This is a genomic window from Gammaproteobacteria bacterium, from assembly GCA_036381015.1.
Lineage (GTDB): Bacteria > Pseudomonadota > Gammaproteobacteria > Steroidobacterales > Rariloculaceae > ZC4RG20.
Genome location: DASVDR010000030.1, coordinates 1 through 24,808, shown reverse-complemented (window position 1 = coordinate 24,808; position 24,808 = coordinate 1). Strand labels below are relative to the sequence as shown.

Here is a 24,808-nt window from a genome sequence, read left to right as displayed (position 1 = left end):
CTCGCGTCTCCTACTTTGCGGACCGGATTCAATCAACGGTCGCGTCTGATCCTAACTAGTCGAGGCGCATGACGACGCGATGCAGCCGGACAAAGTCAACTCAACGGACCTTGTTCTTCGTTAACGATCCGAGCGCTCACTCAGCTTCTACGTTCCCTGGCGACGATGAAGATCGATTATAAGAGGGAGTTGAGTGCGCTCTACCGGCCGGCGGCCCAAAAGATCGTCGAAGTGGATGTCCCCGAGATGAGCTTTCTAATGGTCGATGGCCAAGGTAGCCCGGGTGCGTCCGAAAGCTTTGCAGAAGCCATCGAAGCGCTGTTTTCTGTCGCTTACACTCTGAAGTTCATGGTGAAGAACGAAACGCATGGCATCGATTACGTCGTGATGCCCCTCGAAGGACTCTGGTGGGCGAATGACATGAGCGCCTTTGTCCAAGGAGATAGGGACAACTGGAAGTGGACGTTACTGATAATGCAGCCGGATATCGTTTCCGAAGGTCTTGTCGAGAAGGCGATCTCCAGAGTTCGCAAGAAGAAGGCCCCCGCCGGACTAGCGCGAGTGCGATTCGAGCGCTTTAAGGAAGGCAAGGCAGCACAATGTCTGCATGTCGGGTCCTTTGCCGACGAAGGTCCTGCTGTAGAGGCGCTACATGAATTCATCTCGGCCTCCGGGCGGCAGTTGTCGGGTAAACATCATGAAATTTATCTGAGCGATTTCAGGAGGACTTCGCCGGAGAAGCTAGGGACCGTGATACGGCAGCCATTTTCAGAGCGCACCTAGAGGTACTGGAGGCGCTGCAAAACAACCGAATGCCGCCGCCGCGATTTGGTCAGCTGCGTTCGCGCGGCGCGTAGCTCTGTGCAACAGCGACAGCGGTGAGACGCGAGGCTAAATGACCTTCCCATACATCACAGACGTCGCGAACGCCGTGCTGGGCACACAATGGCATCTGCCGTTGCCGACGTTCGGGTTGCTGGTTGCAGCGGCGATACTATCGGCGGCTCTTGTTGCTCGGCGGGAGGTACTCAGGCAGGAGTCGCTCGGCAGCCTTGCCCGGGCGACGCACACCATCGTTTTGGATCTCGCCGGCGTCGCCGCGATTGCGGGCATCGTCGGGGCTCGAGTTTTCTACATTTTCGATCACTCGAGTGAATTCAGTGCTGACCCGCTAGCGATGATCTTCAGCCGAGGGGGGTTCTCGATATATGGGGGCATCTGCTTCGGCGCCGTTGCCGGGATTTCGTTCCTGAAGGTGCGCGGAATCCCTATAGCACCAATGTTGGATGCCGTGGCTCCGGCCATGATGCTGGGCTACGGGATTGGTCGAATCGGGTGTCAGCTCGCGGGAGACGGGGATTGGGGTATCCCGGCGAACATGGCGCTGAAACCCGACTGGCTTCCCGATTGGCTATGGACGTCGAACACGACATGCTCGGCGTCTATCTCACTCAGGCCGAGATGATCTCGCTGATTCTGATCGTGGCGGGATCCGTCGGTGTGCTCCTTTGCTGGCGCGGGCGGAGGCTATGGGTCAAGGCACTCTTTGCTGCCGGCGTTTCGGCAGCGCTGTCCGCATGCGTGCCCATATAGAAGGCTGTAGTTGCACGGAAACGCAGTCATGACGGAGCTGGTCTTTCGCTCGAAGGTCGACGCGTGGCTCAAAGTCGTGTTCGTTGGCACGGCCGTCACGGCGGTAACCGGGGTCGTGGTCGCGGCGGTTTTCGCAGGTCCGCTCGCGTTCGTTGCGATTCCACTTCTCATTGTTCCGGTCGGTTTGCCCGTCTGGATGCTGCGCGCCACGTACTACACTTTGACGGATTCATATCTCGCTGTTCGGTGCGGACCTTTCGGTTGGCGAGTTCCGCTGCATCAAGTCCGTTCCGTCACGCCCACTCGCAATCCGCTGTCGAGTCCTGCGCTCTCGTTCGACCGATTGCGAATCGACTACGGCCGCGGCAGCTCGATCATGATTTCGCCGCAGGACAAGGAGCTGTTTGTCCGCGAGCTCAACGCTCGTCGCGCGAGCAAAAGTCAACCTAGCCGCTCCCCCACTCAGGGTGCGACGTCGAGTCGTTCGACAGGGCGAGCGAGCGCGTGAGCGGCCGCGCGACATAGGCGACACTTCGGTCGGCCCTCACGAATCGGTTGCCCGCCCGCGGGCATTCGATGATAATGCACCGCTCTTAATCGTTACCGCTTCCCGATGTCCCGCTCCACGATCGATGCACGACGTCTCCAGGCCGGCCGCGGCGCGGCCGCGCTCGTCGTCGTCTCGCTCGTGCTCGTACTCGTACGAGCACTCGGTGCAGCGCGCCCGCGGGACTGACGGCTAGAACATCAGCGAATCATCAACCCCGCCGGCGTGAGCCGAGCGGGGTTTTTTCGTTGTGCATCGGTCCCCTCGGCTCGCGTCCGGCCTCGACGAGGAGCCGACATGGAATCCTTGACCGGAGCGGAAATCATCGCTCGACTGCTCGAGCGCCAAGGCGTCGCGGTCGTCGCCGGAATACCCGGCGGCGCGATCCTGCCGACTTACGACGCGCTGTCGCGATCGACGTCCATCCGTCACGTGCTCGCGAGGCACGAGCAGGGCGCGGGCTTCATCGCCCACGGCGTCGCGCGCGCGACGGGCAAGCCCGGCGTCGCGCTCGCCTCCTCCGGCCCCGGTGCCACGAACCTTCTGACCGCGATCGCCGACGCGAAGCTCGACTCGATCCCGCTGGTCGCGATCACGGGCCAGGTGCCCCGTGCGCTGATCGGCACCGACGCGTTCCAGGAGGTCGACACGTTCGGGCTCTCGATCCCGGTCGCGAAGCACGGCTTCCTCGTGCGCTCGGCCGCGGAGCTGCTCGACGTCGTGCCCCGAGCCTTCGCGATCGCCTCGTCCGGGCGCCCCGGTCCCGTCGTGATCGACGTGCCGAGGGACGTGCAGACGGAGCGCGCCGCCGTCGCGGAATGGTCTGCGCCCGGCGGGCCCGGTCCGCTGCCGCCGCTCGACGACGACGCGATCGAGCGGGCCGCGGCGATGATCGACGCAGCCGCGCGCCCGATCCTCTATCTCGGCGGAGGCGTCATTCAGTCGGGCGCCGCGGGGACGGCCGTCGAGCTTGCCGATAAGATCGGCGCACCGGCGGTGACGACCTTGACGGCGCTCGGCGCGATTCCGACTCGGCATCCGCTGTCGCTCGGCATGCTCGGGATGCACGGCGCGCGCTGCACGAACATGGCGCTCGACGAATGCGACCTGCTGATTGCCGCGGGCGCCCGGTTCGACGACCGCGCGACCGGCAAGGCGGCAACGTTCTGCTCGGGCGCGAAAGTCATCCACATCGACATCGATCCCTCGGAGCTCGGCAAGATCAGACCGCCGGAGATCGGGATCGCGGACGACGTAGGCCGCGTGCTGCGCGCGATCGCCGGCCGCGTCGCGCGCCGGCGGCGCAGCGCGTGGCTCGCCCGGGTGGCAGCCCTGAAGGCCGACTTTCCGCTGCGGATGCCGGGCCGCGACGACCTTCGCCGGCCGTACGGCCTCGTCGCCGCGGTCGCGCAATGCCTCGACGACGGCGCGATCGTCACGACGGACGTCGGCCAGCATCAGATGTGGGTCGCGCAATCGTTCCCGTTCGCGCGGCCGCGGCAATGGCTCACCTCCGGCGGCCTCGGCACGATGGGCTTCGGGCTTCCGGCCGCGATCGGCGCGGCGCTCGCGGAGCCGGAGCGCAAGGTCGTGTGCTTCTCCGGCGACGGCTCTATCCTGATGAATCTTCAGGAGCTCGCGACCGCCGCGGAAGAGCAGGCGAACGTGAAGATCGTGCTGATGAACAACCGCGCGCTCGGCCTCGTGCATCAGCAACAGAGCCTGTTCTACGAAGGCCGCAGCATCGCCGCGAAGTTCGGCGCCACGCCGGATTTCGTGAAGATCGCCGAGGCCTTCGGCGTGCACGGGGTGGATCTCGATTATGCGGCGGATCCGAGGCTTGCCCTGGCGGCCGCGCTCGCGGCGCCCGGCCCCTGTCTGATCCATGCGAGCATCGATACCGACGAGCGCGTCTTTCCGATGGTGCCGCCCGGCGCGGCGAATCGCGAGATGATCGAAGGATGAGCGACGCAGAGCTCGATGCCACCGCCCGCCTCGACCGGCCGGTCGACGACCACGACGACCATGTGCTCGGTGCGGCCAACGCTCCGATCACGCTCGTCGAGTACGGGAGCTACGACTGCCCCCATTGCCGCGCGGCCAACGAGCGCATCGCCGAGGTCCGCACGCAGCTCGGCAGCCGCCTGCGCTACGTGTTTCGGCATCGGCCGATCCCGGGCAGCGCGATCGCGCGGCGGGCCGCGGAGCTGGTCGAGACCGCGCGGACGCCCGAGCAGTTCTGGGATGCGCACGTCACGCTGATGACCCGCTCGGAGACGCTGACCGACGACGACCTCCGCGTCGTCGCGGAGAGGCTCGGCGCGGCGCACGACGGGGCGCTGCACGTGCCGCAGATCGCGAAGGCGCGCGTCGATCGCGACATCGCGAGCGCGCAGGCGAGCGGCGTGCGCTACACGCCGACGTTCTTCATCAACGGCCATCGCTATGACGGGGCTTGGGACGAAAGCTCCTTCACCGACGCGATGCTCGGCACGCTCGGCTATCGCGTCCGCAGGGCCGCGCTCGACTTTGCGCGGTGGGCGCCGGCCGCCGGCCTCCTGCTGCTGCTCGCCACCGTGCTCGCGCTCGCGATCGCGAATTCCGCTCTCGGCGACGACTTCGAGGCCTTTTGGCAAACGCCGTTCGGCTTCACGGTCGGCGACTCGTCGTTCGCGATGTCGATCCGCGACTGGGTGAACGATGCCGTGCTCTCCGTCTTCTTCCTCGTCGTCGGCCTCGAGATCAAGCGCGAGCTGACGGTCGGGCACCTCGCTTCGCGCGCGTCCGCGGCGCTGCCGATCGCCGCATCGATCGGCGGGATGATCTTGCCGGCCGTGCTCTATCTGCTCGCGATCCCGACGGGCGACTGGAGTCGAGGCTGGGGCGTGCCGATGGCCACCGACACGGCCTTCGCGGTCGCGGTCATCGCGCTGCTCGGCAGCCGGGCGCCGATCGAGCTCCGGATCTTTCTGACGGCGGCGGCCATCGTCGACGACATCGGCGCGATTCTCGTCGTCGCCCTCTTCTACTCCACCGACCTGCAGCCGCTCTTTCTGTCGGCCGCGGCCCTGCTCACGGCGCTGCTCGTGCTGCTGAATCGTTCCGGCGTCTATTGGGTTTCGCCCTATCTCGCGATCGGCGCCGTGCTTTGGGCGGCCGTGCATGCCGCCGGGCTGCACGCTTCGCTCGCCGGCGTGATTCTCGCGGCATGCATTCCGACGCGTCCGCCGCCGGACTACAAGACGCTCGCGATGCAGGCCGACTCGATTCTGACGGAGGAAGCGCGCCATCGCGGCGAGCAGCTTCGGTTCGGCCCTTCCGGGCCGGCGCTTCGCGCTCTCGATGCGATCCACGACCGGCTGCTGAGCCCGGCCGACCGACTGCTGCGAAACGCAGCACCGCGCTCGAGCTTCGTCGTGCTGCCGCTCTTCGCGCTCGCGAACGCCGGCGTCGCCTTGTCGGGCGACGTGGTTGCGCGCCACGAAGGGCTGATGCTCGCGATCGTCCTCGGTCTCGTGGTCGGTAAGCCCGCCGGCTTCGTGCTGTTCTCGGCGGCCGCCGTGCGCATCGGCCTCGCGGCGAAGCCGAGCGCCTACACGTGGCGGCAGCTCGCCGGCGCGGGCGCGCTGGCCGGCATCGGGTTCACGATGTCGCTCTTCATCGCCGGGGAGGCTTACCCCGCCGCGAGCGACTTCACGGCCGCGAAGATCGCCGTGTTCACCGCGTCCGGCCTCTCGGCCGCGATCGGCACGCTGCTGCTCTGGCGCGCGTCCGCCGACGTCGAGGAAAAGGAGCGCGTCGCGGTCGGCGCGAGCTGACCGGCAGTTGGAGCGGCGGCGCGATCACGTGAGCAGACAAGCGGCGACGCGATCTCGTCGAGCCGACGCGCTCCGCGCGCGGCTCACCACTGCCGCACGCGGCCGGTGTCGACGTGCACGAAATCCGAATCCGGATAGAAGCCCACGCCGCCGGCCTTCATCGCGAGCGCTTCGGCGCGCAGCCGCGAAGTGCGCACGCCCGTCAGGCGCACGTCGATCGCCTTGCCTTCCATGTGCAGGCTGCGCTTCGCGACGCCGCCGCCTCGCGTCCTGCGCAGCATCTCGTTCGTCTTCGGCGAGCGATAGCCGGAGATGATCTCGTAAGTCCCGCGCCCGCCGGTGCGCGCGCGCAGCGCATACAACGCGTCGAGCAGCGCCGGGTCGATCGGATGCACGTCGCCGGTGCGGAAATCCCGGAGGAAGCGGCTGATCTCCCGCAAAGCCTCGGGGATGTGGACGCCGTTCGCCGAGTACGTGATGCGCAGCCGCTCGCGCGTATGCGTATGATACAGCGCGAGCGTTCGGGCCTCGGTTGCCCGCGCCGGCGGAACGAGCGCGAGAGCGGCCGCGGACGCTGCGCCCGCGAGCAACGCGCGGCGCCCGATCACGCGGCGCTCGGAAAGGTCGGGACAATGACGGCACATCGATCCGATACCTCCCTCGGCGATCTTCGGGCCTCGCCCCGTGCAGCTCATCGTCCGCGCAAGCGCGCCCGCTTCGCAAGCCCGTCCTCCCGCGGGCCGGGGCTCGGCGGCGTGCTGCTCGCCACGTGGGCGCTGCTCGGAGGGCCGGGCGCGCATGCGCAGAGCGACCCGTCGGAGCCGCTGCGGCTGCGCGTGGAAGCGCTTGCGGTCGAGCCGAGGATCGACGGCGTGCCGGTCGCCGACGCGAATTTCCTGATTCGCTTCTACGAGCGGCGCAGGTTTCGTCCGGCCTGGAACGGCGAAAAGCTAGACGAGCTCCTCCGTGTGCTCGACGCGAGCGTCGACCACGGGCTCGACCCGGCCGATTACCACGTGGCTTTGATACGCCGGCACCGGTACCGGCCGGAAGACGAGCTGCCCGCCCGGACCGATCTGCATCTCGAGCTCCTCGCGACGGATGCGCTCGCGCGTTATGCGTTTCATCTGCATTTCGGCAAGGTCGACCCGCAATCGATCGAGCCGACGTGGAACTTCACACGCACGCTCGAAGGCATCGACGCCGTGAGCGCCTTGCAGAACCTGATCGACGCGCCGGACATGGCCGTCGCGCTCCGCGCGCTCGCCCCTCAGGAGGAGCGCTACGCGGCACTGATGAGCGCGCTCGCCGACTATCGCGCGATCGCTCGGTCAGGCGGCTGGGATCCGCTCACCGACGGGGAAACGTTGCGCGAGGGCATGCGCTCGCCGGCCGTTGCGGCGCTTGCCCGCCGCCTGGCCGCCGAGGGCTACTTTCCGAAGGAGGAAGCGGCCCGGGGTGCGGAAGTGTTCGACGCACGCCTGCGGGAGGCGCTCGAGAAATTCCAGCGGCTGCACGGGCTCGAAGTCGACGGTGCCGCGGGTCCGCGCACGCGCGCCGCGTTGAACGTGCCGGTGGAAGCGCGCATCGATCAGCTGCGCGTGAACCTCGAGCGCGTGCGCTGGATCTTTCGCGACCTGGAGCCGCGCTACATCGTCGCCAACGTCGCACGTTTTCAAGTGTCGCTGATCGAGAACGATCGGCAGGTGTGGACCACCCGCGCGGTCGTCGGGCGGCCCTATCGGCAGACGCCGATGTTCCGCGCGCGCATGACCTATCTGGTGCTCAATCCCTCGTGGACCGTGCCGCCCGGCATTCTGCGCAACGATCTGCTGCCGGAAATTCGCCGCGATCGCACGGCGCTTGCGAAGCGCAACATGGTCGTGCTGGACACGTCCGGAAACATGGTGGATCCGGAGCAGGTCGATTGGAACGCGCGTAATTTTCCGTACATCCTGCGACAGCTGCCCGGCCCGGACAACGCGCTCGGCCAGGTCAAGTACATGTTCCCGAATCCGTACCACGTGTACATGCACGACACGCCGTCGCGCGAGCTCTTCGCGCGATCGGATCGCACCTTCAGCTCCGGTTGCATACGCCTCGAGAACCCGCTGGAGCTCGCGGAGCTGCTGCTCCGGGAGAGCGGCGAGTGGGACCGCGCCGCGATCGACCGCGTGCTCGCGGACGGACGCTCGCGCACGATCACGCTGCCGCGCCCGTTGACCGTGCTGCTGACTTACGCGACCGTCGTCCCCGAGGACGGAGAGCTCTACCTGCTGCCCGACGTTTACGGCCGCGACGGCCGCGTGCTCGAGGCGCTCGAGGAGGAATTTCGCTTCGTTCCACCCGCGGGCTACGAGGCGTCGCTCGCGCCCTCCGCGCCGTGAGACGCGCCCCGTGCCTTCGAGAAGAGAGAGGATGAACATGCGACGAACACGGCGCCGCTTTGCACTCGAGCTCCTGGGATGCGCGGGCTGGTCCGCGATGCTCGCGGCCGGCGCGCCGGTCCGCTTCGCTTTCGGGCAGGACGCACGGGGGGCGAACGGCCGATCCGATCGGCTGATCCTGCTCGGCACGCAAGGCGGACCGAACTACCGGCCGGAGCGCGGCGAGACGGCGAGCGCCGTCGTCGTCGACGGCATACCGTATCTCGTCGACTGCGGCTACGGCACGCTCGGCGCGCTGATCGAAAGCGGGCTCGGATATCTCGGCGTCGCGCAGATCTTTCTCACGCACCTGCACGACGATCACACCGCGGATCTCGCAGCGCTGCTCGGCCGGCAGTGGACGGGCGGACGGGTCGAGCCGACGACCGTCCACGGCCCGTTCGGGACACGCGCGCTCGTCGACGCGGCGATCGAGTTCGGCGCGGCGAACGCCGCGATTCGGCTCCTCGACGAGGATCGAAGCGTGCAGCCGCGCGACCTTTTCCGCGCCGTCGAGGTGGAAGCCTCGCGCGCGCCGGTGGACGTCTTCGAGGACGAGCGCGTCGCGGTCACGGCCGCGGAGAACACGCATTTCCCGGAGAGCGCCCGCGAGAGGATGCCTTATCGCTCGATCGCGTATCGTTTCGAGACCCCGTCGCGTTCCATCGTGTTCGCGGGCGACACGGCCTACTCGGAAGCGCTCGTGACGCTCGCGCGCGGCGCCGACGTGCTCGTCTGCGAGACGATCGACATCGCGGCCCAGCGCCGCGCGTTCGACGCGAAGGTCGCCGCAGGCGCGTATGCCGACAACCCCGAAGGCATCTGGCAGCATATCGTCGAGACGCACTCGAGCACGGAGGACGTCGGCCGCATGGCCGACGAGGCCGGCGTGCGGATGCTGGTGCTGAATCACCTCGTCCCCGGCGCGCTCTCCGACTTGCCGGACGAGGCTTACATCGCGGGCGTGCGCAAGCAGTTCGCCGGCGAGGTCGTCGTGGGCCGGGACTTCATGGAGCTTTGAGCGCTCGCGAGCCCGCCGCGCGGGCGCGCGTCGACGCCGAGTCTCATGCGGCCGTCGAATCCAAGAACCCGTTGCGCCGCCACGCGCGCTCGAGCTTCGGTATCTTCTCGGCCGCGCCGGTGATCGCGGCGAGCTTCGGCGTGTGCTCCGCGAACCACGGCGGCCGCGGGCGCCAGTGGGTCATCGTGCATACGTAGAGGTCGAGCGCGGAGAAGCGCTCGCCGAGAAACCACGGCGCGGACGCCTCCCCTTCCAGGATTGCATAGAGCCTCTTCGCGTAGTCGTCGACGGCGCGGCGAAAGTCCTGCGCGGCGGCCTCGCGATGCACGAAGCGCGACGGGTCGTCCGCATACGTGTACGTCGGGTAGACGTTCGCGACGAGAAAGATCAGCCAGCGAAGAAACCGCGGCCGCTCGGGCTCGCCGGCCGCCGGGACTAGCGATGCGTCGCCGGCGACGTCGGCGAGGTGCAGCGTGATCGCCGCGCTCTCGGTCATGACCGTGCCGTCGGCGAGCACGAGCGTCGGCACTTGCGCGAGCGGGTTGAATCCGCCCACGCGCTGTCGCGCGGCTTCCGACTGGAAGAGATCCCCGACCGCTTCGAAGTCGTAGTCGAACCCGTACCAGTCGAGCTGCGCTTCGACGATGGCGGAGCCGAAACTCGGCTCGCCGAGGAGTTTCAAACGCTTCATTCGATCGTCGCCTTCCGGCCTTCGAGGCCCTATCATGAGTGAAGGCGGGGCCGCCGGGAAGCGCCCTTGTTAAGGAGCCATGCCGCAAGCCAAGCAACCGCGGATCAAGCTGAAGCGCGCGTATGACGAGCCGGCGCGCTCCGACGGCAAGCGGGTCCTCGTCGACCGCGTCTGGCCGCGGGGCGTGAGCAAGGAAGACGCGGCGCTCGAATGCTGGCTGAAAGACGTCGCGCCGAGCGCCGAGCTTCGCAAGTGGTTCGGCCACGACCCGGCGAGGTGGGAGACGTTCCGCAAGCGTTACGAGGCGGAGCTCGCGGCCAATCCGGAGCCGTTCGAGCAGCTCGTGGCGCTCGCACGGAGCGGCACGATCACTCTGGTCTTCGGCGCGCGCGACGAGCGGCACAACAACGCCGTCGTGCTGAAGGATTTGCTCGAGCGCCGTTTGAGCCGCTCGAAGTAGGGGCGACGAAAGCGACGGGAGCCGGCCGCCGCGCCTTGACCGCTTTCCGCCCTTGCGGGAAAAATGCGCCATTCCGAGCGTCGAGAGCCCCGCCCCATATTTTCGTCTAGAACATTAATAAAGACGCTCAACCGAAGGTTTTTCAATTAAAAATCACGGGTACGGAGAAGGCCAATGAAGTCACTGCTCCATCGTCACCGAATCGACCGCCGCACGTTCGTCGGCTCCACGATCGCCGGTGCCGGAATGCTCGCGGCCGGCCCCTTCGGCACGGTTTGGGCGCAGGACATCCGCGGCGCGAGCCGAAGCCGCGTCGTCGAAACGACGGCCGGTCGGATCCAGGGCGTCGTGCTCGACGGGGGCGTGAACGCCTTCTACGGCGTGCCGTACGGCGCGTCGACCGGCGGCGAGAATCGCTTCATGCCGCCGAAGCCGCCGGTCCCGTGGAGCGGCGTGCGCGAGACCACGACGGTCGGGCATCGCTCGCCGCAGGATTTCGCGGGCCCGATCTCCGAGGTCTTCGCGCTCGATCGGCGCGAGCCGATGGGCGAGGATTGCCTGAACCTGAACGTCTTCACTCCGGCCCTCGGCCGCGGCGATCGCCCGGTCATGGTGTGGCTGCACGGCGGCGGCTACTCGAGCGGCTCCGGCAACTGGCTCCTGTACGACGGCGCGCGCCTCGCCCGTCGGCAGGACGTGGTCGTGGTCCCGGTCACGCACCGGCTGAACGTGTTCGGCTATCTGTATCTCGAGGAGATCGGAGGCGAGGAATTCGCCGGCGCGAGCAACGTCGGCATGCTCGACATCGTCGCCGCGCTCGAATGGGTGCGCGACAACATCGAGCAGTTCGGCGGCGACCCGGGCAACGTCACGATCTTCGGCCAGTCGGGCGGCGGCGGGAAGGTCAGCGCGCTGATGGGCATGCCGGCCGCGCAGGGTCTCTTCCATCGCGCGATCGCGATGAGCGGCGCGCTCGTCGAAGGCGTGTCGAAGGACGCCGCGACCGAGACGGCGGAGCGGTTCATCGCGGCGCTCGGCGTCGCCGACGCCGCGGCGATGCGGCAGCTGCCGATGGAGCGCCTACGCGACGTCATGGCCGAGACGCGCGGGCTCCGGCTGTCCCCCACCGTGGACGGGCGCACGCTGCCGGCCGGACCGTGGTCGCCGGGCGCGCCCGCGATGTCGGCGAGTGTGCCGATGATGTTCGGCACCACGGAGCACGAGGTGAACTTCATCCCGACGACGCCGCTCGAGCCGATGGAGGACGACGCGCTGCTGGCGAACGTGAAGCGCGCCACGGGCGCCGACGACGCGGCCGCGCGCGATCTGATCGCGCTCTATCGCAAAGGGCGGCCGGGCATCGGCAACACCGAGCTTTATCAGATCCTCGCGTCGGACAACTCCTTCCGCGTCGGCGTCATCACCGAGGCCGAGCGTAAAGCCGCTCAAGGGCGCGCGCCCGCGTACATGTACTACTTCACGTGGGAATCGCCGGTCCGGGAAGGGAAGCTGCGCGCTTACCATTGCCTCGACATTCCGTTCGCGTTCGACAACGTCGAGATCGCGGCGTCGATGACGGGCGCCGGCCAGGACCGCTACGCTCTCGCGACGAAGGTCAGCTCGGCCTTTGCGAGCTTCGCGCGCACGGGCAACCCCGCCACCGACGAGCTGCCGGAGTGGCCGGCGTTCGACCTCGAGCGGCGCGCGACGATGATTTTCGACAACGAGTGCCGAGTCGTCGACGACCCGCACGGCGCCGAGCGCGAGGCGCTCGCGGCGCTGCGCGCGGAGCGGGAGAGCTGAGAAGGGACGGGCGTCAGCTCGCGAGCTTGAACACGCGCTCGGCGTTGCGCCGATAGAGTGCGACCTTCTCCGCGTCGCTGATCGGGAGGTTGTCGGTCACCGCGACCTCTTCCGGCACGTATTGGTACGGATAGTCCATCGCGTAGAGCACGCGGTCGGCGCCGAGCACCTGCCGTGCGTAAAGGATCGGCGGCTCCCAAGCCATGCCGCTCGTCGTCACGAAGAAGTTTTCCTTCATGTAGTCGCTCGGCTTCTTTCGAAGCGGCTTCACCTTCTCGTAGCGGCCCGTCTGAACGATGCCGCGGTGGAAGAAGTCGATGCGGAAGAGCCAGTAGGGAATCCCTTCTCCCAGATGGCCGACGACGATCTTGAGCTTGGGGAAGCGGTCGAAGACGCCGCTGACGATCAGCCGCAGCATGTGAAGGCCCGTTTCGACGGCGAAGCCGAATATCGCGCCGTCGAGTCCGCGCTCGAGGAACGGGCCGATCATCGACGCCGGCGGCGTCTGCGGATGGATGTAGACGGGAACGTCCAGAGCTTCGGCAGCGGCGAAAAGATCCCAAAAGCGCTCGTCGTCGAGATACTCGCCTTGCGTGTGCGAGTTCACGATCGCGCCCTTCATGCCGAGCCGCGTGACCGCCCGCTCGAGCTCGCGGGCGGCGTGCGCCGGATCGTGCGGTGCGACGGCGGCGAGCGCATGTAGCCGGCGCGGGTGGCGCGCCACCGCCTCGGCGAGCTCGTCGTTATAGACGACCGAAAGCGAGGCGGCCGTCGCCGCGTCGAAGATCTGCACGCCGGGCGCCGTGATCCCGACGATCTGCTCCGCGATGCCGCTCTCGTCCATGTCGCGGATGCGCCGCTCGCCGACGTCCTGGAGGCGCTCGACGATCGCATTCGTCCGCGGGCTGTCGTTGAACAGAAAGTAGCCCATCAGGCTGTTGAACCCGGGATCGGCGACGCTTCCGTCGCGGATCGCCCTCCGGTACCGCTCGATCAGGTCCGGCGGGGCGTAGGCCTCTTCGGCGGCGATGCGGTGAAAACGCTGCTTGTCGATGCTCGTCTCGGTCATGGCGGCCTCGTGATACGCGCGAAGAAGCGCTCGCGTCGTTTTTTGGTATTGTAGACTCCGCCGCGGGTCGATCGATGACGCCGAGATGCCGTTGACGAAGCTGGAGCATTACCTCGTGATCAGCGAGGACATCGAGGCCACGAGGCGCTTCTATTGCGACGGGCTCGGGATGCGCGTCGGCTTTCGCCCGCAGCTCGAGTTCGACGGGTATTGGCTCTACGTGGGCGACACGCCTTGCATTCACGTCGCGGAGCGACAGAGCTACGCCCGCTACACGGAGCGCATCGGCATTCCGATGTCCTCGGGCACGGGCGGAAGCGGCACCGTCGACCACGTCGCGTTCAATGCCACCGATTTCGACGAGACGGTGGCCCACCTCGAGCGCCTCGGCATCGCGGCTCGCAAGAATCTCCTCGACGACATCGGGCTGCGCCAGCTTTTCGTGCGCGACCCGAGCGGCGTCAAGGTGGAGCTCAACTTTCGGGTCCCGGTGCAATCCGGGAGAGGAGCGACGTGAACGCCACGGATTACGGATTCGTCGGCATCGGCCGCATGGGCGCGAACATGGCGAAGCGCTTGCTCGATGCCGGCTTCTCGCTGACCGTGCACGATACCTCCGAGCGGGCCGTCGAAGCGCTCGTCGCGCTCGGCGCCCGGGCAGCCGGATCGCCGGCCGAGACCGCGGCTGCCGCCGAAATCGTGTTCCTGAGCCTGCCGACGCCGGACGTCGTCCACGCCGTCGCGCTCGGGCCGAAAGGCTTGCACGAGAGCGGGCGCGCGAATCTCGTTTTCGATTGCTCCACGACCGGCCCGACGATGGCGCGCACCGTGGCGGCCGAGCTCGCGAAGAAGAACATCGGTTACGTCGATTGTCCGGTGAGCGGCGGCATCGCCGGCGCGAAGAACGGCACGCTCGCGGTCATGGTGTCGGGCCCGCGCGATGCGTTCGAGCGCGCCGAGCCCGCGATCAAACAGTTCGGCAAGCTCTTTTACGTCGGCGAGACGCCCGGCCAGGGCCAGGTCATGAAGCTCGCGAACAATCTGCTCGCGGCCGCGGCGCTCGTGCTTTCGTCCGAGGCGGTCGTCATGGGGGTCAAGGCGGGCCTCGACCCCGCGCAGATGCTCGACGTGATCAACGCCGGCAGCGGCCGCAACAGCGCCACGCAGGACAAGTTTCCGCGCGCGGTGCTCCCTCGCACGTTCGATTTCGGGTTCGCCACGGGGCTCTCGTACAAGGACGTGAAGCTCTGCATCCACGAAGCCGAGAACCTCGGCGTCCCGATGGTCGCGGGCAGCGCGGTGCTGCAAATGCTCGCCGTGACCCAGGCGCGCTTCGGCGCCGACTCGGACTTCACGTCGATCGCGCGCGTCGTCGAGGAGTGGGCCGGCGTCGAGATCAAGGGATCCGCGTAGCGGACCGGCGTCGGCTCGAGAGGACGCCTCGCCTTTCGTACCGTGGACGCGCTAGAGCTCTTCGAGAGCTTCCTGCAATCTTCGACCGGGGGGTGTGCGGCGTGCGCCGCGCGTACCTCGGCATGTAAGCTTCCGGGCGCCGGTCCGTCGAGACGATAAGGAACGAGCCATGAGACGATCTCTTCACGCCTGGTGCCGGCGCGTATGCGCCGGCCTCTCGTTGATGGCGTTCGCCGGCGGTGCGCTGGCGCAGGCGCCGCCGCAGTCCGTCAAGGTCGGCCTCATCGTCCCGCTCTCCGGGCCGTGGGCCCGCCAGGGGCAGGTGATGCGCGTCGGCGCCGCGATGGCCGTCGAGCACGTCAACGCGCGGGGCGGCATCGCGTCGCTCGGCGGCGCGAAGCTCGAGCTCGTCGTCGTCGACGCCGGCGACAGCGTCGAGCGTGCGAAGAACGCCGCGCAACGCATGGTCGCGGAGCATCCGGACATGGCCGGCGCATCGGGCGCCTACTTGAGCTCGTTCACGCTCGCGGTCTCGGAGGTCACCGAGCGCGCCGAGCTGCCGATGATCACGCTGTCGTACTCGGATCTGATCACCGATCGCGGTTTCCGCTACACCTTTCAGACTTCGCCGACCGGCGTGAGGCAGGCCGAGGCCGCGTTGCCGATCCTGCTCGAGCTCGCCGAGAGCGCGTCGGGCAAAAGGCCCGAGCGGATCGGCATCGTGATGGACAGCACCGCGGCGTCGGTCGCGTTCGTCAAGCCGATCAAGGAAGGCGGGATGCTGGAGCGGCTGGGCCTCGACCTCGTCGTCGACGAGGTCTTCACGCCGCCGCTCGCGAACGCGACGCCGCTGATCCAGCGCGTCCGGGCCACGCGGCCGGATCTTCTGCTGCTGCTGCCGACCGTCACCGCGGACGCGAAGCTCTTGCTCGAGAAGATGAGCGAATTCGGCCTGGGCCAGGGGCGCATCCCGACCGTCTCGAACGGCAGCGCGATGGGCGACCCGGATCTCGCCGCGAACATGCCGGCGGCGTTGCTCGAGGGGGTGATGTCGACGGTCGGGAACTGGAACGCGAAGGGGCTCGAGGACCTGAGCCGGGAATACGTCGAGCGCAGCGGCGAGCCGTGGATGACGCAGAACGCACTCTGCGCGTACGCGCACATCGCGCTGCTCGCGGAAGCGCTCGAAGCGGCGGGCGCGGCGGACCGCCAGGCCGTGGCCGAGGCGCTCCGGGCGATGGATCTCACCGACGGGCCGGCCCGTTTCTTTCCCGGCAACCGGGTACGCTTCGACGAGCGTGGGCGGCGCATCGATACGGAGCTTCTCGTGATCCAATGGCAGGACGGCATGCCGCTCACCGTCTACCCGCCCGAATCCGCGGTCGCGCAGCCGGTCTGGCCCAGCCGGTGACCGGCGAACGCACACATCAATCAGGAGAAAACGACGCATGAACGACGAACTGTTCGAACGCGGCCTCGCCGTCCGTAAATCGGTCCTCGGCAGCGAGTACGTCGAGAAGTCGCTCGCTTCCGCCGACGACTTCACGATGCCGCTTCAGCGCCTCGTGACCGAGTACTGCTGGGGCGCCGTGTGGGGCCGCGAGGAGCTGCCGAAGAAGATCCGCAGCCTAATCAACATCGCGCTGCTCTCCACGCTCAATCGGCACCAAGAGCTCAAGATTCACGTGAAAGGCGCGATCCGCAACGGCTGCACGAAGGAGGAGATCCGCGAAGTGCTGCTGCAGGTCGGCATCTACTCCGGCGTCCCGGCCGCCGTCGACTCGTTCCGGGTCGCGAAGGAGGCCCTCGCCGAGCTGGAAAAATGAAAAAAGGTGTCAGACACGATTTTGTCGAAAAAGGTGTCTGACACCATTTTTCGAAGCGAAACGTGATCCTCGCCGTCGCAGCGGGCATCGCGCTCGCCGCGTGGCTCGCGGTGCTGTTCGCGCCGTGGCAGCCGCACCGCGTCCGCGAGCGCATCGAAGCGGTGCCCGAGCGCCCGGACCTCGGCGGCGTGACCGTGCTGATCCCGGCCCGCAACGAGGCGGCCGTGATCGAGCGGACGCTGACGGCCTTGACGCGCCAAGGCCCGCGCCTCGAGGTCGTCGTCGTCGACGACGAGTCGAGCGACGGCACGGCCGCGATCGCCCGGCGATTCGCTCGGCACGCGGCAGCCGGCGGCCGTGACGCCTGTCCGTTGACCGTGCGCGTCATCGCCGGACGTCCGCGGCCCCCGGGTTGGAGCGGCAAGCTGTGGGCGCTCGATCAAGGCTTCGCCGCCGTCGATCGCGAGCACGTGCTGCTCCTCGACGCCGACATCGAGCTTGCGCCGGGCATGATCGCCGCCCTCCTCCGGCGCGCCGCGCAGTCCGAAGCCGCCCTCGTCTCGATCATGGCGACGCTGCGCTCGGAAACGCCGGTGGAACGGCTCCTCGCGCCGCCGTTCGTGTTCTTTTTCAAGCTGCTCTATCCGTTCGCGCTCGCGAACGCACCCGAGCGGCGCACCGCCGCTGCGGCCGGGGGCTGCCTGCTCGTCGCCACCGCGGCATTGCGCGACATCGGCGGCTTCGCCGCGTTTCGCGGCGCGCTGATCGACGATTGCACGCTCGCCTCCCTCGTCAAGCGGCGCGAGCTTCGCATCTGGATCGGCCTCTCGCAATCCGTGCGCAGCCTGCGCGCGTACGGGCTCACGGGCTTCTGGCACATGGTGGCGCGCACGGCGTTCACGCAGCTCCGGTATTCGACCGCGCTGCTGCTCGCGACGACGGCCGCGATGGCGCTCGTCTTCGGCGCTCCGTTCGCCGCGCTGATCCTGGCGCCGTCGCCCGGAACGGCAACCGCGGGCGCCGCAGCGATCGCCGCGATGAGCGTCGCCTATCTGCCCGTGGTGCGCTTCTATCGCTTGCCGCCGCTCTGGGCGTTGACGCTCGCACCCGCGGCGCTACTGTTCCTGGCCATGACGTGGGCCTCCGCCGCGAGCTACTGGCGCGGCACACGGGCGCGCTGGAAAGATCGGGCGTACGACGCAGCGGAGTGAGCCCGCCGTGCCGCCGTCGACAAAGGGAGGTGATACATGACGCTCGGCCGTGCCGCGAAGCGTGCAGGCATCACGCTGGTCGTATCGGCGAGCCTCGCCGCGTGCTCGAAAGCACCGCCGACGATCGAGGCCGGGGGAGTCGGGGACGTGCGCATCGGCGTCTCGGCCGAGGCGCTCGAGGAGGCCTATCCGCCCGAGCGCAGACAGCGAGTCGACCTCAGGCTCGAGGGCATGCCGGCGCCCGCGTTCGAGCTCATGCCGGAAGGCACGACTCGGCCCGACGCGCTCGTCGCCGAGCTGATCGAGCAGGACGGCACGCTGCGCGTGTTCCGCATCCGCATCCGCGACGCCGCGCTCGAGACGGAGCACGGCGTCGGCGTGGGCGACACCGTCGGCGACTTGCGCGCGAGCTACGCGCTCGGCCGCCTGATCGGCGGCGAGGGAAACCTCGGCATTCGCGTGCCGGCGCTATCGGCGACCTTCCTCCTCGATCGCGAGCGCGTGCAGCCCGGATGGTGGCAAACGCACGACCCGAGCCTCGTCCCCGACGACGTCGAGATCCGCGAAATATTTTTGACCGCTCCGCTCGAACCCTCGGGCCCCTGACCGTCTGCACGCTAGAATGCCCCGCTCCTTCCCGCGGGACGGACCCGGCGATGATCGAAACCGAAGGCTTACGCAAGACCTTTCGCGCGCGGCAGGGCCGCGCGGTCAACACGGTGGAAGCCGTGCGCGGCGTGGACCTCCGCGTCGACGAAGGCGAGATCTTCGGCTTTCTCGGCCCGAACGGCGCCGGCAAGACGACGACGCTGCGGATGCTCGCCACGCTGATCACGCCGGACGACGGCCGCGCGACGATCGCCGGCGCCGACCTGCTGCGTTCGCCCGGCGAGGTGCGCCGCCGGATCGGCTACGTCGCCCAGGGCGGCAGCACGTGGGGCGAGGTCACGGCGCGGGAGGAGCTCGTGCTGCAGGCGCGGATGCACGGCATCGGCAAGGCCGAAGCGCACGCGCGCGCGACCGCGGCGCTCGACGCCTTTCAGCTCACGGAGTATGCGGACCGCAAGTGCAAGATTTACTCCGGCGGGCAGCGGCGCCGCGTGGACATCGCGCTCGGCGTGATTCATTCGCCGAAGGTCCTGTTCCTCGACGAGCCGACCACCGGCCTCGACCCGCAGAGCCGCGCGCGGATGTGGGACGAGATTCGCCGCTTGCGCACGGAAGGCATGACCGTCTTCATCACGACGCATTACCTCGACGAGGCGGACGCGCTCTGCGACCGCGTCGCGATCATCGATCACGGCGAGATCGTCGCCGAAGGCACGCCGGCCGCATTGAAGCGCGAGATCTCGGGCGAAGTGGTGTCCGTCGGGCTCGGCTCGGCGGCCGAGCTCGCCGAGACGGCCGCGAGGGTGCAAGCCGCGGCCGCCGCGCTCGAGCCGCAGCCGTACGTGCGCAAGCTCGAGACGCACGACGAGGGGCTCAGGCTCTACGTCGACAGCGGCGCTACCGCGATCCCGCAGATCGCGAGAGCGCTCGATCAGGCGGGGATCGCTTTGCACTCCATCGAGGTGCACCGTCCGAGCCTCGACGACGTGTTCCTCGCGAAGACGGGACGTTCCCTGAGGGAGAGCTGAGGTGAAGCTGCTTCGCGACACGTGGCTGATCTTTCAGCGTCAGGCGCTGCTGCAGCTGCGCCAGCCGGTGTGGGTGTTCATCGGGATCTTCCAGCCGGTGATGTACCTGCTGCTGTTCGCTCCGCTGCTCCAGCCTGCGCTGGAGGGTCCGCTCGGGCTCGAGACCCGGGCGGACGTCTATCGAGTCTTCGTGCCGGGGCTGCTCGTGCTGATCGCGATCTTCGGCGGGCTGTTTCAAGGCTTCGGACTGATCGCGGAGCTGCGCGCGGGCATCATCGAGCGCTCCCGCGTGACCCCGGTCAGCCGCTACGCGCTGCTGCTCGGAAGGTCGCTGCGCGACGCGTCGGTCCTCGTCGTGCAGGCGGCGATCATCACCGTCCTCGCCGTGCCGTTCGGTCTCGTCGTCCGGCTCGGCGACCTGCTGCTCGCCTATCTGATGCTCGCGCTGATCGCGCTGATGACGTCGGCCCTCTCGTACGGCGTGTCGTTGAAAGTGCGGTCCGAGGACGCGCTCGCGCCGCTGATGAACACGATCGCGCAGCCGGTGTTCCTGCTCTCCGGCATCCTGCTTCCGCTCGCGCTCGCGCCGGATTGGCTCAGGCGCATCGCCGCGTTCAACCCGTTCTCGTGGGCCGTGGAAGGCACGCGCGCGCTCTTCGCCGGGCAGCTCGGCGACGACCGGGTGTGGCAGGGCCTCTCGATCACGGCCGTCCTCGCGCTGCTCGCGGTCGTCTGGGCGGCGCGGGCCTTCGCCCGCAGCGTTCGGTAGAGAAGCGCGCCCGCCCGGCCTCCACGGCCTCCCGGGGGGCCGCCCTCCGCATCGGGGCTTGCCTTAAGCGGCGGGCGGCGACAGGATTGGGTCTCGGCCGCCTGGCCGCTCGTCGGTTCAACCCCAACAACGAAGGCTCGAACATGAACAAGCTCCTACTCGGTCTCTTGGGATCCACCGTCGTCGCATTGCCCGCCTGGGCGGCGCTCGAAGCCGGTGACACGGCGCCGCTGTTCGAAGCGAAGGCGTCGCTGAACGGCAAGGCCTTCGATTACTCGCTGCAGGAGGCGCTCGAGGACGGTCCGGTCGTCGTCTACTTCTATCCGTCGGCCTACACGCAAGGCTGCAACATTCAGGCGCACGAGTTCGCCGAGAACATGGAGGCGTTCAATGCCGCGGGGGCCACGGTGATCGGCGTGTCGCTCGACAGCATCGAGCGGCTCAACGACTTCTCGGCGGATCCGAACTACTGCGCCGGCAAGCTCGCGGTCGCGTCGGACGCGGACGGCGAGATTGCGAAGTCCTACCAGCTCCAGGTGCGCGACGGCCGTCCCGGCATGAAGGACACGCGCGGCGTGGAGATCGATCACGGCTTCGCCGAGCGCACGACGTTCATCGTCACGCCGGACGGAAAGATCGCCGAGACGATCGGCGGAATCCAGCCGGCGGAGAACGTGCAGAAGTCGCTCGAGGCCGTGCAGCGCCTTCAGCAGCAGGCGAGCCGCTGACGCGAGTTACGAGGGAGCCGGGGAAAGGGGAACCCGCCCCTTTCTCGGCCCCCTTTCGCGCTATTCCCGCCCCTCCGCCTCTTTCCGCCGGTGCAGCTCGACCACCTGCGGGAAGATCGTCTGCTTGTAGAACGACAGCACCGGCATCTCGTCCGGCCGGGCGCCGTATCGCTCGGCGAAATGCTCGATGAGCCGATCGGAGTCGGACATGTAGCGGCCCGGCTCGACCTCGACGGTCGGGAACGTCGCGCGCTTGCCGAGCCCCTCCGCGAGCCGCGCCTTCGTTTCCTCGAAGCTCGGATCGTCGGGGCGCAGGCGGACGATCTCGATCCGATCGAGCAGCCCGGCCTCGGTCATGAAGAGCAGGAACTTGAACGAGAACGGGCAGCCTTCCTTGAGATAGGCCTTGGCCTTGAACGGCTGAGCAGGCACGGCTTCTCCTCCATGTCGAACGCGGATCGTCGAGAGGATATACGCCGCGCCGCGCCGCGGGCAGCCCGGTCTTCCGCAACGCTTGGCACGTCCGCGCCGCCGCGGACGAACGCGGCCTTTGCGCACAAAGGGCCGCCCGATTGACCCGGTCCGGAGCCTTCTATAACGTCGGGCCCGCGGATGAAGCAGCGAAACGGCGGACTCCGATTCCGGTTTGCGGATTCCGGCCGCGCCGCGCGCGCGGCAATTCATGGAACAACGAGTCAAACAACGAGAAGGGGAAAGCGAAAAATGATTCACGTAAAACGTCTTGCGGCGGCAGTCGCGCTTCTCGCGGGAGGCACGGTCGCCGCGCTCGCACAGGAGCCGGCGGACAACATGAGCTTCTTCGTCACGAGCAGCAACCCGGGGAAAGGCGGAGACCTCGGCGGCCTCGAGGGCGCCGACGCGCACTGCCAGGCGCTCGCCGAGGCCGTCGGCGCCGGCGACAAGACATGGCGCGCCTATCTCAGCACCAGCGACGTGGACGCTCGTGATCGCATCGGCGACGGCCCGTGGTACAACGTCAAAGGGGAGCTGATCGCCGAGAACCTCGAGCAGCTTCACGGCGAGAACAACCTCACGCCGGAGACCGCGTTGACCGAGCAGGGCAAGTCGCCGAACTACATCGGCGGCCCGCAGCCTCTGCAGCACGACATTCTCACCGGGTCGAACCCGGACGGGACGGCGAACGAGCTCACGTGCAACGACTGGACGGACGGCAGCGACGATGCGCAAGCGATGCTCGGCCATGCCGACCGCAAGGGCCGCGACCCCGGCGTGAACTCGTGGAACTCGGTGCACCCCTCGCGGGGCTGCTCGATGGAGAGTCTCGCAGCCACGGGCGGCGCCGGGCTGCTCTACTGCTTCGCCGCCGACTGACGGCCTGCCGCATCGCAAACGCCCCGCGGGCCGATTCGGTCCGCGGGGCGTTTCGATTCCGCCGAAGCGCCCCGCCGTGGACATCGAAAAGCTGCGCGCCGAGACACCCGGCTGTCGCGAGCGCATCCATCTGAACAACTGCGGCGCGTCCTTGATGCCGGACCCCGTGGTCCGCGCGGTGCAGGCGCACATCGCGCTCGAGAGCCGCATCGGCGGCTACGAGGCCGCGGACGCGCGCGCCGACGAGATCCGAGCGGCGTATCGTTCCGTCGCGGACCTCATCGGCGCGAAGCCCGAGAACGTCGCGTTCACGGAGAACGCGACGGCCGCGTACATCCAGGCGCTGTCGTCCGTCCCGTTCGCGCCGGGCGACGTCGTCGTCACCACGCGCAACGACTATGCGTCGAACCAGATTCAGCTGCTGTCGCTGCGGCGGCGGGCCGGGATCGAGCTGGTCCGCGCGCCGGATCGCCCGGAAGGCGGAGTGGACGCGGCCGCGGCCGCGGAGCTGATTCGCCGCCGCCGGCCGAAGCTCGTCTGCGTCACTCATGTGCCGACGAGCTCGGGCCTGGTTCAGGACGTCGCAGCGATCGGCGCCGTGTGCCGCGACGAGGGCATCCTCTATCTCGTGGATGCCTGCCAGTCGGTCGGCCAAATGCCGGTCGACGTGCGCGACGTGCACTGCGACTTCCTGTCGGCGACCTCGCGCAAGTTTCTCCGCGGCCCCCGCGGAGCCGGCTTCCTGTACGTGTCCGACCGCGCGCTCGGCCTCGGTCTCGAGCCGCTCTTCATGGACCTCTGGAGCGCGGAATGGATCGGCCCGGACGAGTATCGGCCCGCGCGGGATGCGAAGCGCTACGAGAACTTCGAGTTCGCGTGGGCGCTCGTGCTCGGCACGGGCGAAGCGGCCCGTTACGCGACGGCCATCGGGCTCGACGCGATCCGCGAGCGCATTCGCCTCCTGGCCGACCGGCTGCGCGGCCGGCTCCGCCAGATCCGAGGCCTGCGGCTGCTCGACCGCGGCGCCGAGCTCTGCGGCATCGTCGCCGTCGCGACCGGGGATCGCGCCCCCGGCGAGATCGTGCGCGCTCTCCGCAACCGCGGGATCAACACGTCGGCTCAGCCCCGCTCGTCTGCCGTTCTCGATGCGGACGACAAGAGCGTCTCGGCGTGGCTGCGGCTCGCGCCGCACTACTACAACACCGAGGACGAGATCGATCGCGCGGCGGACGCGCTCGCCGAGATCCTCGAGCGGCGATGAGCGCCGGCGGCAAACTCAGTTGCGTGCGGTCAGCTGCAGCGGCCGGCCGCCCGAGCCGCGCTCCCCGTGCTCGAGAATCCAGATCGCGCCGTCCCGGCCCTGCTCCACCGCACGAATGCCGCGGCCCACGTCGAAGCGCTCCGCCTCGCGGGCCGATTCGCCTTCGATCTCGACCCGCACGAGCGCCTGCGACGACAGCCCGCCGATGAACGCATTCCCGTGCCAGTCGGGAAATTCCTCGCCCGTGCCCTTGGCCTTCGACCTTCGGCACCTGCCGGCAGAAACGCCATCGACCACGGCTCGTCGAACCGAGCCTTCTCGGCGACGGCGAACGCCGTGCTCTGCGCGAGCACCGCGTCGTCCCCGGCGCCGCACGCCGCGAGGAGCAGCGCGGACGCGACGGCCTTCGAACGATGGAGCATGGTCGTGCCTCCGAGATCATGAGAATCTCGATATTAGCGCTGCGTCACGCCGCCCAGCACCTCGAAGTGCAGTACCATCCGCGCATGCCCGTCGATAACCCCGACCCGCAGGCGACCGCGCGGCTCGAGCTGCATGCGCTCGAGAGGATGATCGCGGCGCTCTGCCGCCATACCGCGCGGTTGGCTCGCGAAGCCGGCCATCGAGGAGAGCTCGACTCGCGCGAGGCGGATCTCCAGCTGCAGGCATTCGCCGAGCGGCGCGCCCAAGCCCTCGAGCTGTTGAAGGCGCCGTCGTCGGAGCCCTGCGAGATCCGGATCGCCCGGCTGGAGCGGCTCGTGGAAGCGCTCGATCAATCGCGCGAGTTCTTCCGGCCGGCGGAAGCCGACGCCCGCTGAGAAGCATCGAGGCAGACGGGCCGGGCGGGGACCGCGCGGCCGCGCTCGATCAACCTCCGGCCGCCGCGTCGCCCGCCCGCGCGGCCGCCTCGCCCGCGTGCGCCGGCACGAAGCTTCGCTCGATCTCTCGCCGCACGTCGTCGTAGTGAGCGCCGACGATCGCCTCGTACGCGCCTAGAAGCTCCGCCTCGATCTGCGCGCGCAGCGTCTCGAGCCCCTCCTCGAGCGCGGCCTCGAGCTCGGCGCGGTGCCGGTGCTCCTCGAATTCGAGCAGCGCCCAGTCGGCGGCGAGCCAGGCCCCGGCGCCGGCGAGCAACGCGCACGCCGCGGCCGCCGGCCCGCCCGGGGCGCAGACGGCTGCGCC

General features: G+C 68.5%; 27 protein-coding genes. 21 read left to right on the top strand and 6 right to left on the bottom strand.

What is annotated here, in order from left to right:
- The first annotated feature begins 165 nt into the window (after nt 1-165).
- The 5 genes from VF329_11785 to nhaA all read left to right on the top strand — a co-directional run bounded on the left by VF329_11785 (nt 166) and on the right by nhaA (nt 5,958).
- The gene (locus VF329_11785) at nt 166-783 is read left to right on the top strand and encodes a GyrI-like domain-containing protein (GenBank protein HEX7081687.1); all 618 of its coding nucleotides are present in this window, start codon (nt 166-168) and stop codon (nt 781-783) included.
- Nucleotides 784-895: 112 nt separating this feature from the next.
- Nucleotides 896-1,465 (top strand): prolipoprotein diacylglyceryl transferase family protein, encoded by a 570-nt coding sequence (locus VF329_11780; protein ID HEX7081686.1) that lies wholly within the window; start codon nt 896-898, stop codon nt 1,463-1,465.
- A gap of 156 nt (nt 1,466-1,621) precedes the next feature.
- Nucleotides 1,622-2,101, top strand: coding sequence for a PH domain-containing protein (locus tag VF329_11775; GenBank protein ID HEX7081685.1), 480 nt, complete (start codon nt 1,622-1,624; stop codon nt 2,099-2,101).
- Between the two features lie 336 nt (nt 2,102-2,437).
- Nucleotides 2,438-4,105, top strand: coding sequence for an acetolactate synthase large subunit (gene ilvB, locus VF329_11770; protein HEX7081684.1), 1,668 nt, complete (start codon nt 2,438-2,440; stop codon nt 4,103-4,105).
- Nucleotides 4,102-5,958 carry a Na+/H+ antiporter NhaA gene (nhaA, locus tag VF329_11765; protein HEX7081683.1) on the top strand — a complete coding sequence of 619 codons (1,857 nt, stop codon included), beginning with the start codon at nt 4,102-4,104 and terminating at the stop codon, nt 5,956-5,958. Before ilvB ends, nhaA begins: the two co-directional genes overlap by 4 nt.
- An 83-nt stretch (nt 5,959-6,041) precedes the next feature.
- On the opposite strand, the gene VF329_11760 is transcribed toward nhaA, so the two are convergent.
- Nucleotides 6,042-6,602, bottom strand: coding sequence for a DUF882 domain-containing protein (locus VF329_11760; GenBank protein HEX7081682.1), 561 nt, complete (start codon nt 6,600-6,602; stop codon nt 6,042-6,044).
- Here VF329_11760 and VF329_11755 point away from each other — a divergent pair.
- Both VF329_11755 and VF329_11750 read left to right on the top strand, forming a co-directional pair.
- A complete protein-coding gene (locus VF329_11755) occupies nt 6,591-8,345 on the top strand; it encodes a L,D-transpeptidase family protein (GenBank protein ID HEX7081681.1) in 1,755 nt (584 codons plus the stop codon). The genes VF329_11760 and VF329_11755 overlap by 12 nt on opposite strands.
- Nucleotides 8,346-8,376: 31 nt before the next feature.
- Entirely contained in the window at nt 8,377-9,405 is a 1,029-nt protein-coding gene (locus VF329_11750) for an MBL fold metallo-hydrolase (protein ID HEX7081680.1), read from the top strand.
- 43 nt (nt 9,406-9,448) lie between these two features.
- On the opposite strand, the gene VF329_11745 is transcribed toward VF329_11750, so the two are convergent.
- The gene (locus VF329_11745; GenBank protein ID HEX7081679.1) at nt 9,449-10,096 is read right to left on the bottom strand and encodes a glutathione S-transferase family protein; all 648 of its coding nucleotides are present in this window, start codon (nt 10,094-10,096) and stop codon (nt 9,449-9,451) included.
- A gap of 79 nt (nt 10,097-10,175) precedes the next feature.
- On the opposite strand from VF329_11745, the gene VF329_11740 reads away from it, so the two are divergent.
- Both VF329_11740 and VF329_11735 read left to right on the top strand, forming a co-directional pair.
- Nucleotides 10,176-10,556 (top strand): DUF488 domain-containing protein, encoded by a 381-nt coding sequence (locus tag VF329_11740; GenBank protein ID HEX7081678.1) that lies wholly within the window; start codon nt 10,176-10,178, stop codon nt 10,554-10,556.
- A gap of 174 nt (nt 10,557-10,730) precedes the next feature.
- Nucleotides 10,731-12,359, top strand: coding sequence for a carboxylesterase family protein (locus VF329_11735; protein HEX7081677.1), 1,629 nt, complete (start codon nt 10,731-10,733; stop codon nt 12,357-12,359).
- Between the two features lie 13 nt (nt 12,360-12,372).
- Here the strand turns inward: VF329_11735 and VF329_11730 are convergent, their stop codons facing one another.
- Complete coding sequence (locus tag VF329_11730; GenBank protein HEX7081676.1) at nt 12,373-13,428, bottom strand: amidohydrolase family protein; 1,056 nt, start codon at nt 13,426-13,428, stop codon at nt 12,373-12,375.
- Nucleotides 13,429-13,513: 85 nt separating this feature from the next.
- Here VF329_11730 and VF329_11725 point away from each other — a divergent pair, with 85 nt between their 5' ends.
- The 9 genes from VF329_11725 (at nt 13,514) to VF329_11685 (ending at nt 21,012) form a co-directional block, all read left to right on the top strand.
- Complete coding sequence (locus tag VF329_11725; protein ID HEX7081675.1) at nt 13,514-13,945, top strand: VOC family protein; 432 nt, start codon at nt 13,514-13,516, stop codon at nt 13,943-13,945.
- Nucleotides 13,942-14,841 (top strand): NAD(P)-dependent oxidoreductase, encoded by a 900-nt coding sequence (locus VF329_11720; protein HEX7081674.1) that lies wholly within the window; start codon nt 13,942-13,944, stop codon nt 14,839-14,841. The genes VF329_11725 and VF329_11720 overlap by 4 nt, the downstream gene beginning before the upstream one ends.
- A gap of 169 nt (nt 14,842-15,010) precedes the next feature.
- A complete protein-coding gene (locus VF329_11715) occupies nt 15,011-16,252 on the top strand; it encodes an ABC transporter substrate-binding protein (protein ID HEX7081673.1) in 1,242 nt (413 codons plus the stop codon).
- A gap of 37 nt (nt 16,253-16,289) precedes the next feature.
- Nucleotides 16,290-16,667: a carboxymuconolactone decarboxylase family protein gene (locus tag VF329_11710; protein ID HEX7081672.1), complete on the top strand. Its 378-nt coding sequence runs from the start codon at nt 16,290-16,292 to the stop codon at nt 16,665-16,667.
- Nucleotides 16,668-16,729: 62 nt separating this feature from the next.
- Nucleotides 16,730-17,878, top strand: a complete 1,149-nt coding sequence (locus VF329_11705) for a glycosyltransferase (protein HEX7081671.1) — start codon at nt 16,730-16,732, stop codon at nt 17,876-17,878.
- Nucleotides 17,879-17,914: 36 nt separating this feature from the next.
- A complete protein-coding gene (locus VF329_11700) occupies nt 17,915-18,484 on the top strand; it encodes a hypothetical protein (GenBank protein HEX7081670.1) in 570 nt (189 codons plus the stop codon).
- A gap of 50 nt (nt 18,485-18,534) precedes the next feature.
- Nucleotides 18,535-19,515 carry an ATP-binding cassette domain-containing protein gene (locus VF329_11695; protein ID HEX7081669.1) on the top strand — a complete coding sequence of 327 codons (981 nt, stop codon included), beginning with the start codon at nt 18,535-18,537 and terminating at the stop codon, nt 19,513-19,515.
- A 1-nt stretch (nt 19,516) separates the two neighbouring features.
- Nucleotides 19,517-20,284 carry an ABC transporter permease gene (locus tag VF329_11690; GenBank protein ID HEX7081668.1) on the top strand — a complete coding sequence of 256 codons (768 nt, stop codon included), beginning with the start codon at nt 19,517-19,519 and terminating at the stop codon, nt 20,282-20,284.
- A gap of 143 nt (nt 20,285-20,427) precedes the next feature.
- Complete coding sequence (locus VF329_11685) at nt 20,428-21,012, top strand: peroxiredoxin (protein HEX7081667.1); 585 nt, start codon at nt 20,428-20,430, stop codon at nt 21,010-21,012.
- Between the two features lie 60 nt (nt 21,013-21,072).
- Here VF329_11685 and VF329_11680 read toward each other — a convergent pair whose 3' ends face one another.
- Entirely contained in the window at nt 21,073-21,444 is a 372-nt protein-coding gene (locus tag VF329_11680) for a glutathione S-transferase N-terminal domain-containing protein (GenBank protein HEX7081666.1), read from the bottom strand.
- Between the two features lie 291 nt (nt 21,445-21,735).
- On the opposite strand from VF329_11680, the gene VF329_11675 reads away from it, so the two are divergent.
- Together VF329_11675 and VF329_11670 are read left to right on the top strand one after the other, a co-directional pair.
- Entirely contained in the window at nt 21,736-22,365 is a 630-nt protein-coding gene (locus VF329_11675) for a hypothetical protein (protein HEX7081665.1), read from the top strand.
- Between the two features lie 76 nt (nt 22,366-22,441).
- Nucleotides 22,442-23,626, top strand: a complete 1,185-nt coding sequence (locus tag VF329_11670; GenBank protein ID HEX7081664.1) for an aminotransferase class V-fold PLP-dependent enzyme — start codon at nt 22,442-22,444, stop codon at nt 23,624-23,626.
- Nucleotides 23,627-23,641: 15 nt separating this feature from the next.
- Here the strand turns inward: VF329_11670 and VF329_11665 are convergent, their stop codons facing one another.
- Entirely contained in the window at nt 23,642-23,923 is a 282-nt protein-coding gene (locus VF329_11665) for a PQQ-dependent sugar dehydrogenase (protein ID HEX7081663.1), read from the bottom strand.
- Between the two features lie 143 nt (nt 23,924-24,066).
- On the opposite strand from VF329_11665, the gene VF329_11660 reads away from it, so the two are divergent.
- Nucleotides 24,067-24,444: a hypothetical protein gene (locus VF329_11660; GenBank protein HEX7081662.1), complete on the top strand. Its 378-nt coding sequence runs from the start codon at nt 24,067-24,069 to the stop codon at nt 24,442-24,444.
- Nucleotides 24,445-24,493: 49 nt separating this feature from the next.
- Here the strand turns inward: VF329_11660 and VF329_11655 are convergent.
- A partial coding sequence (locus tag VF329_11655) for a hypothetical protein (GenBank protein HEX7081661.1) occupies nt 24,494-24,808 on the bottom strand: 315 nt, incomplete at its 5' end.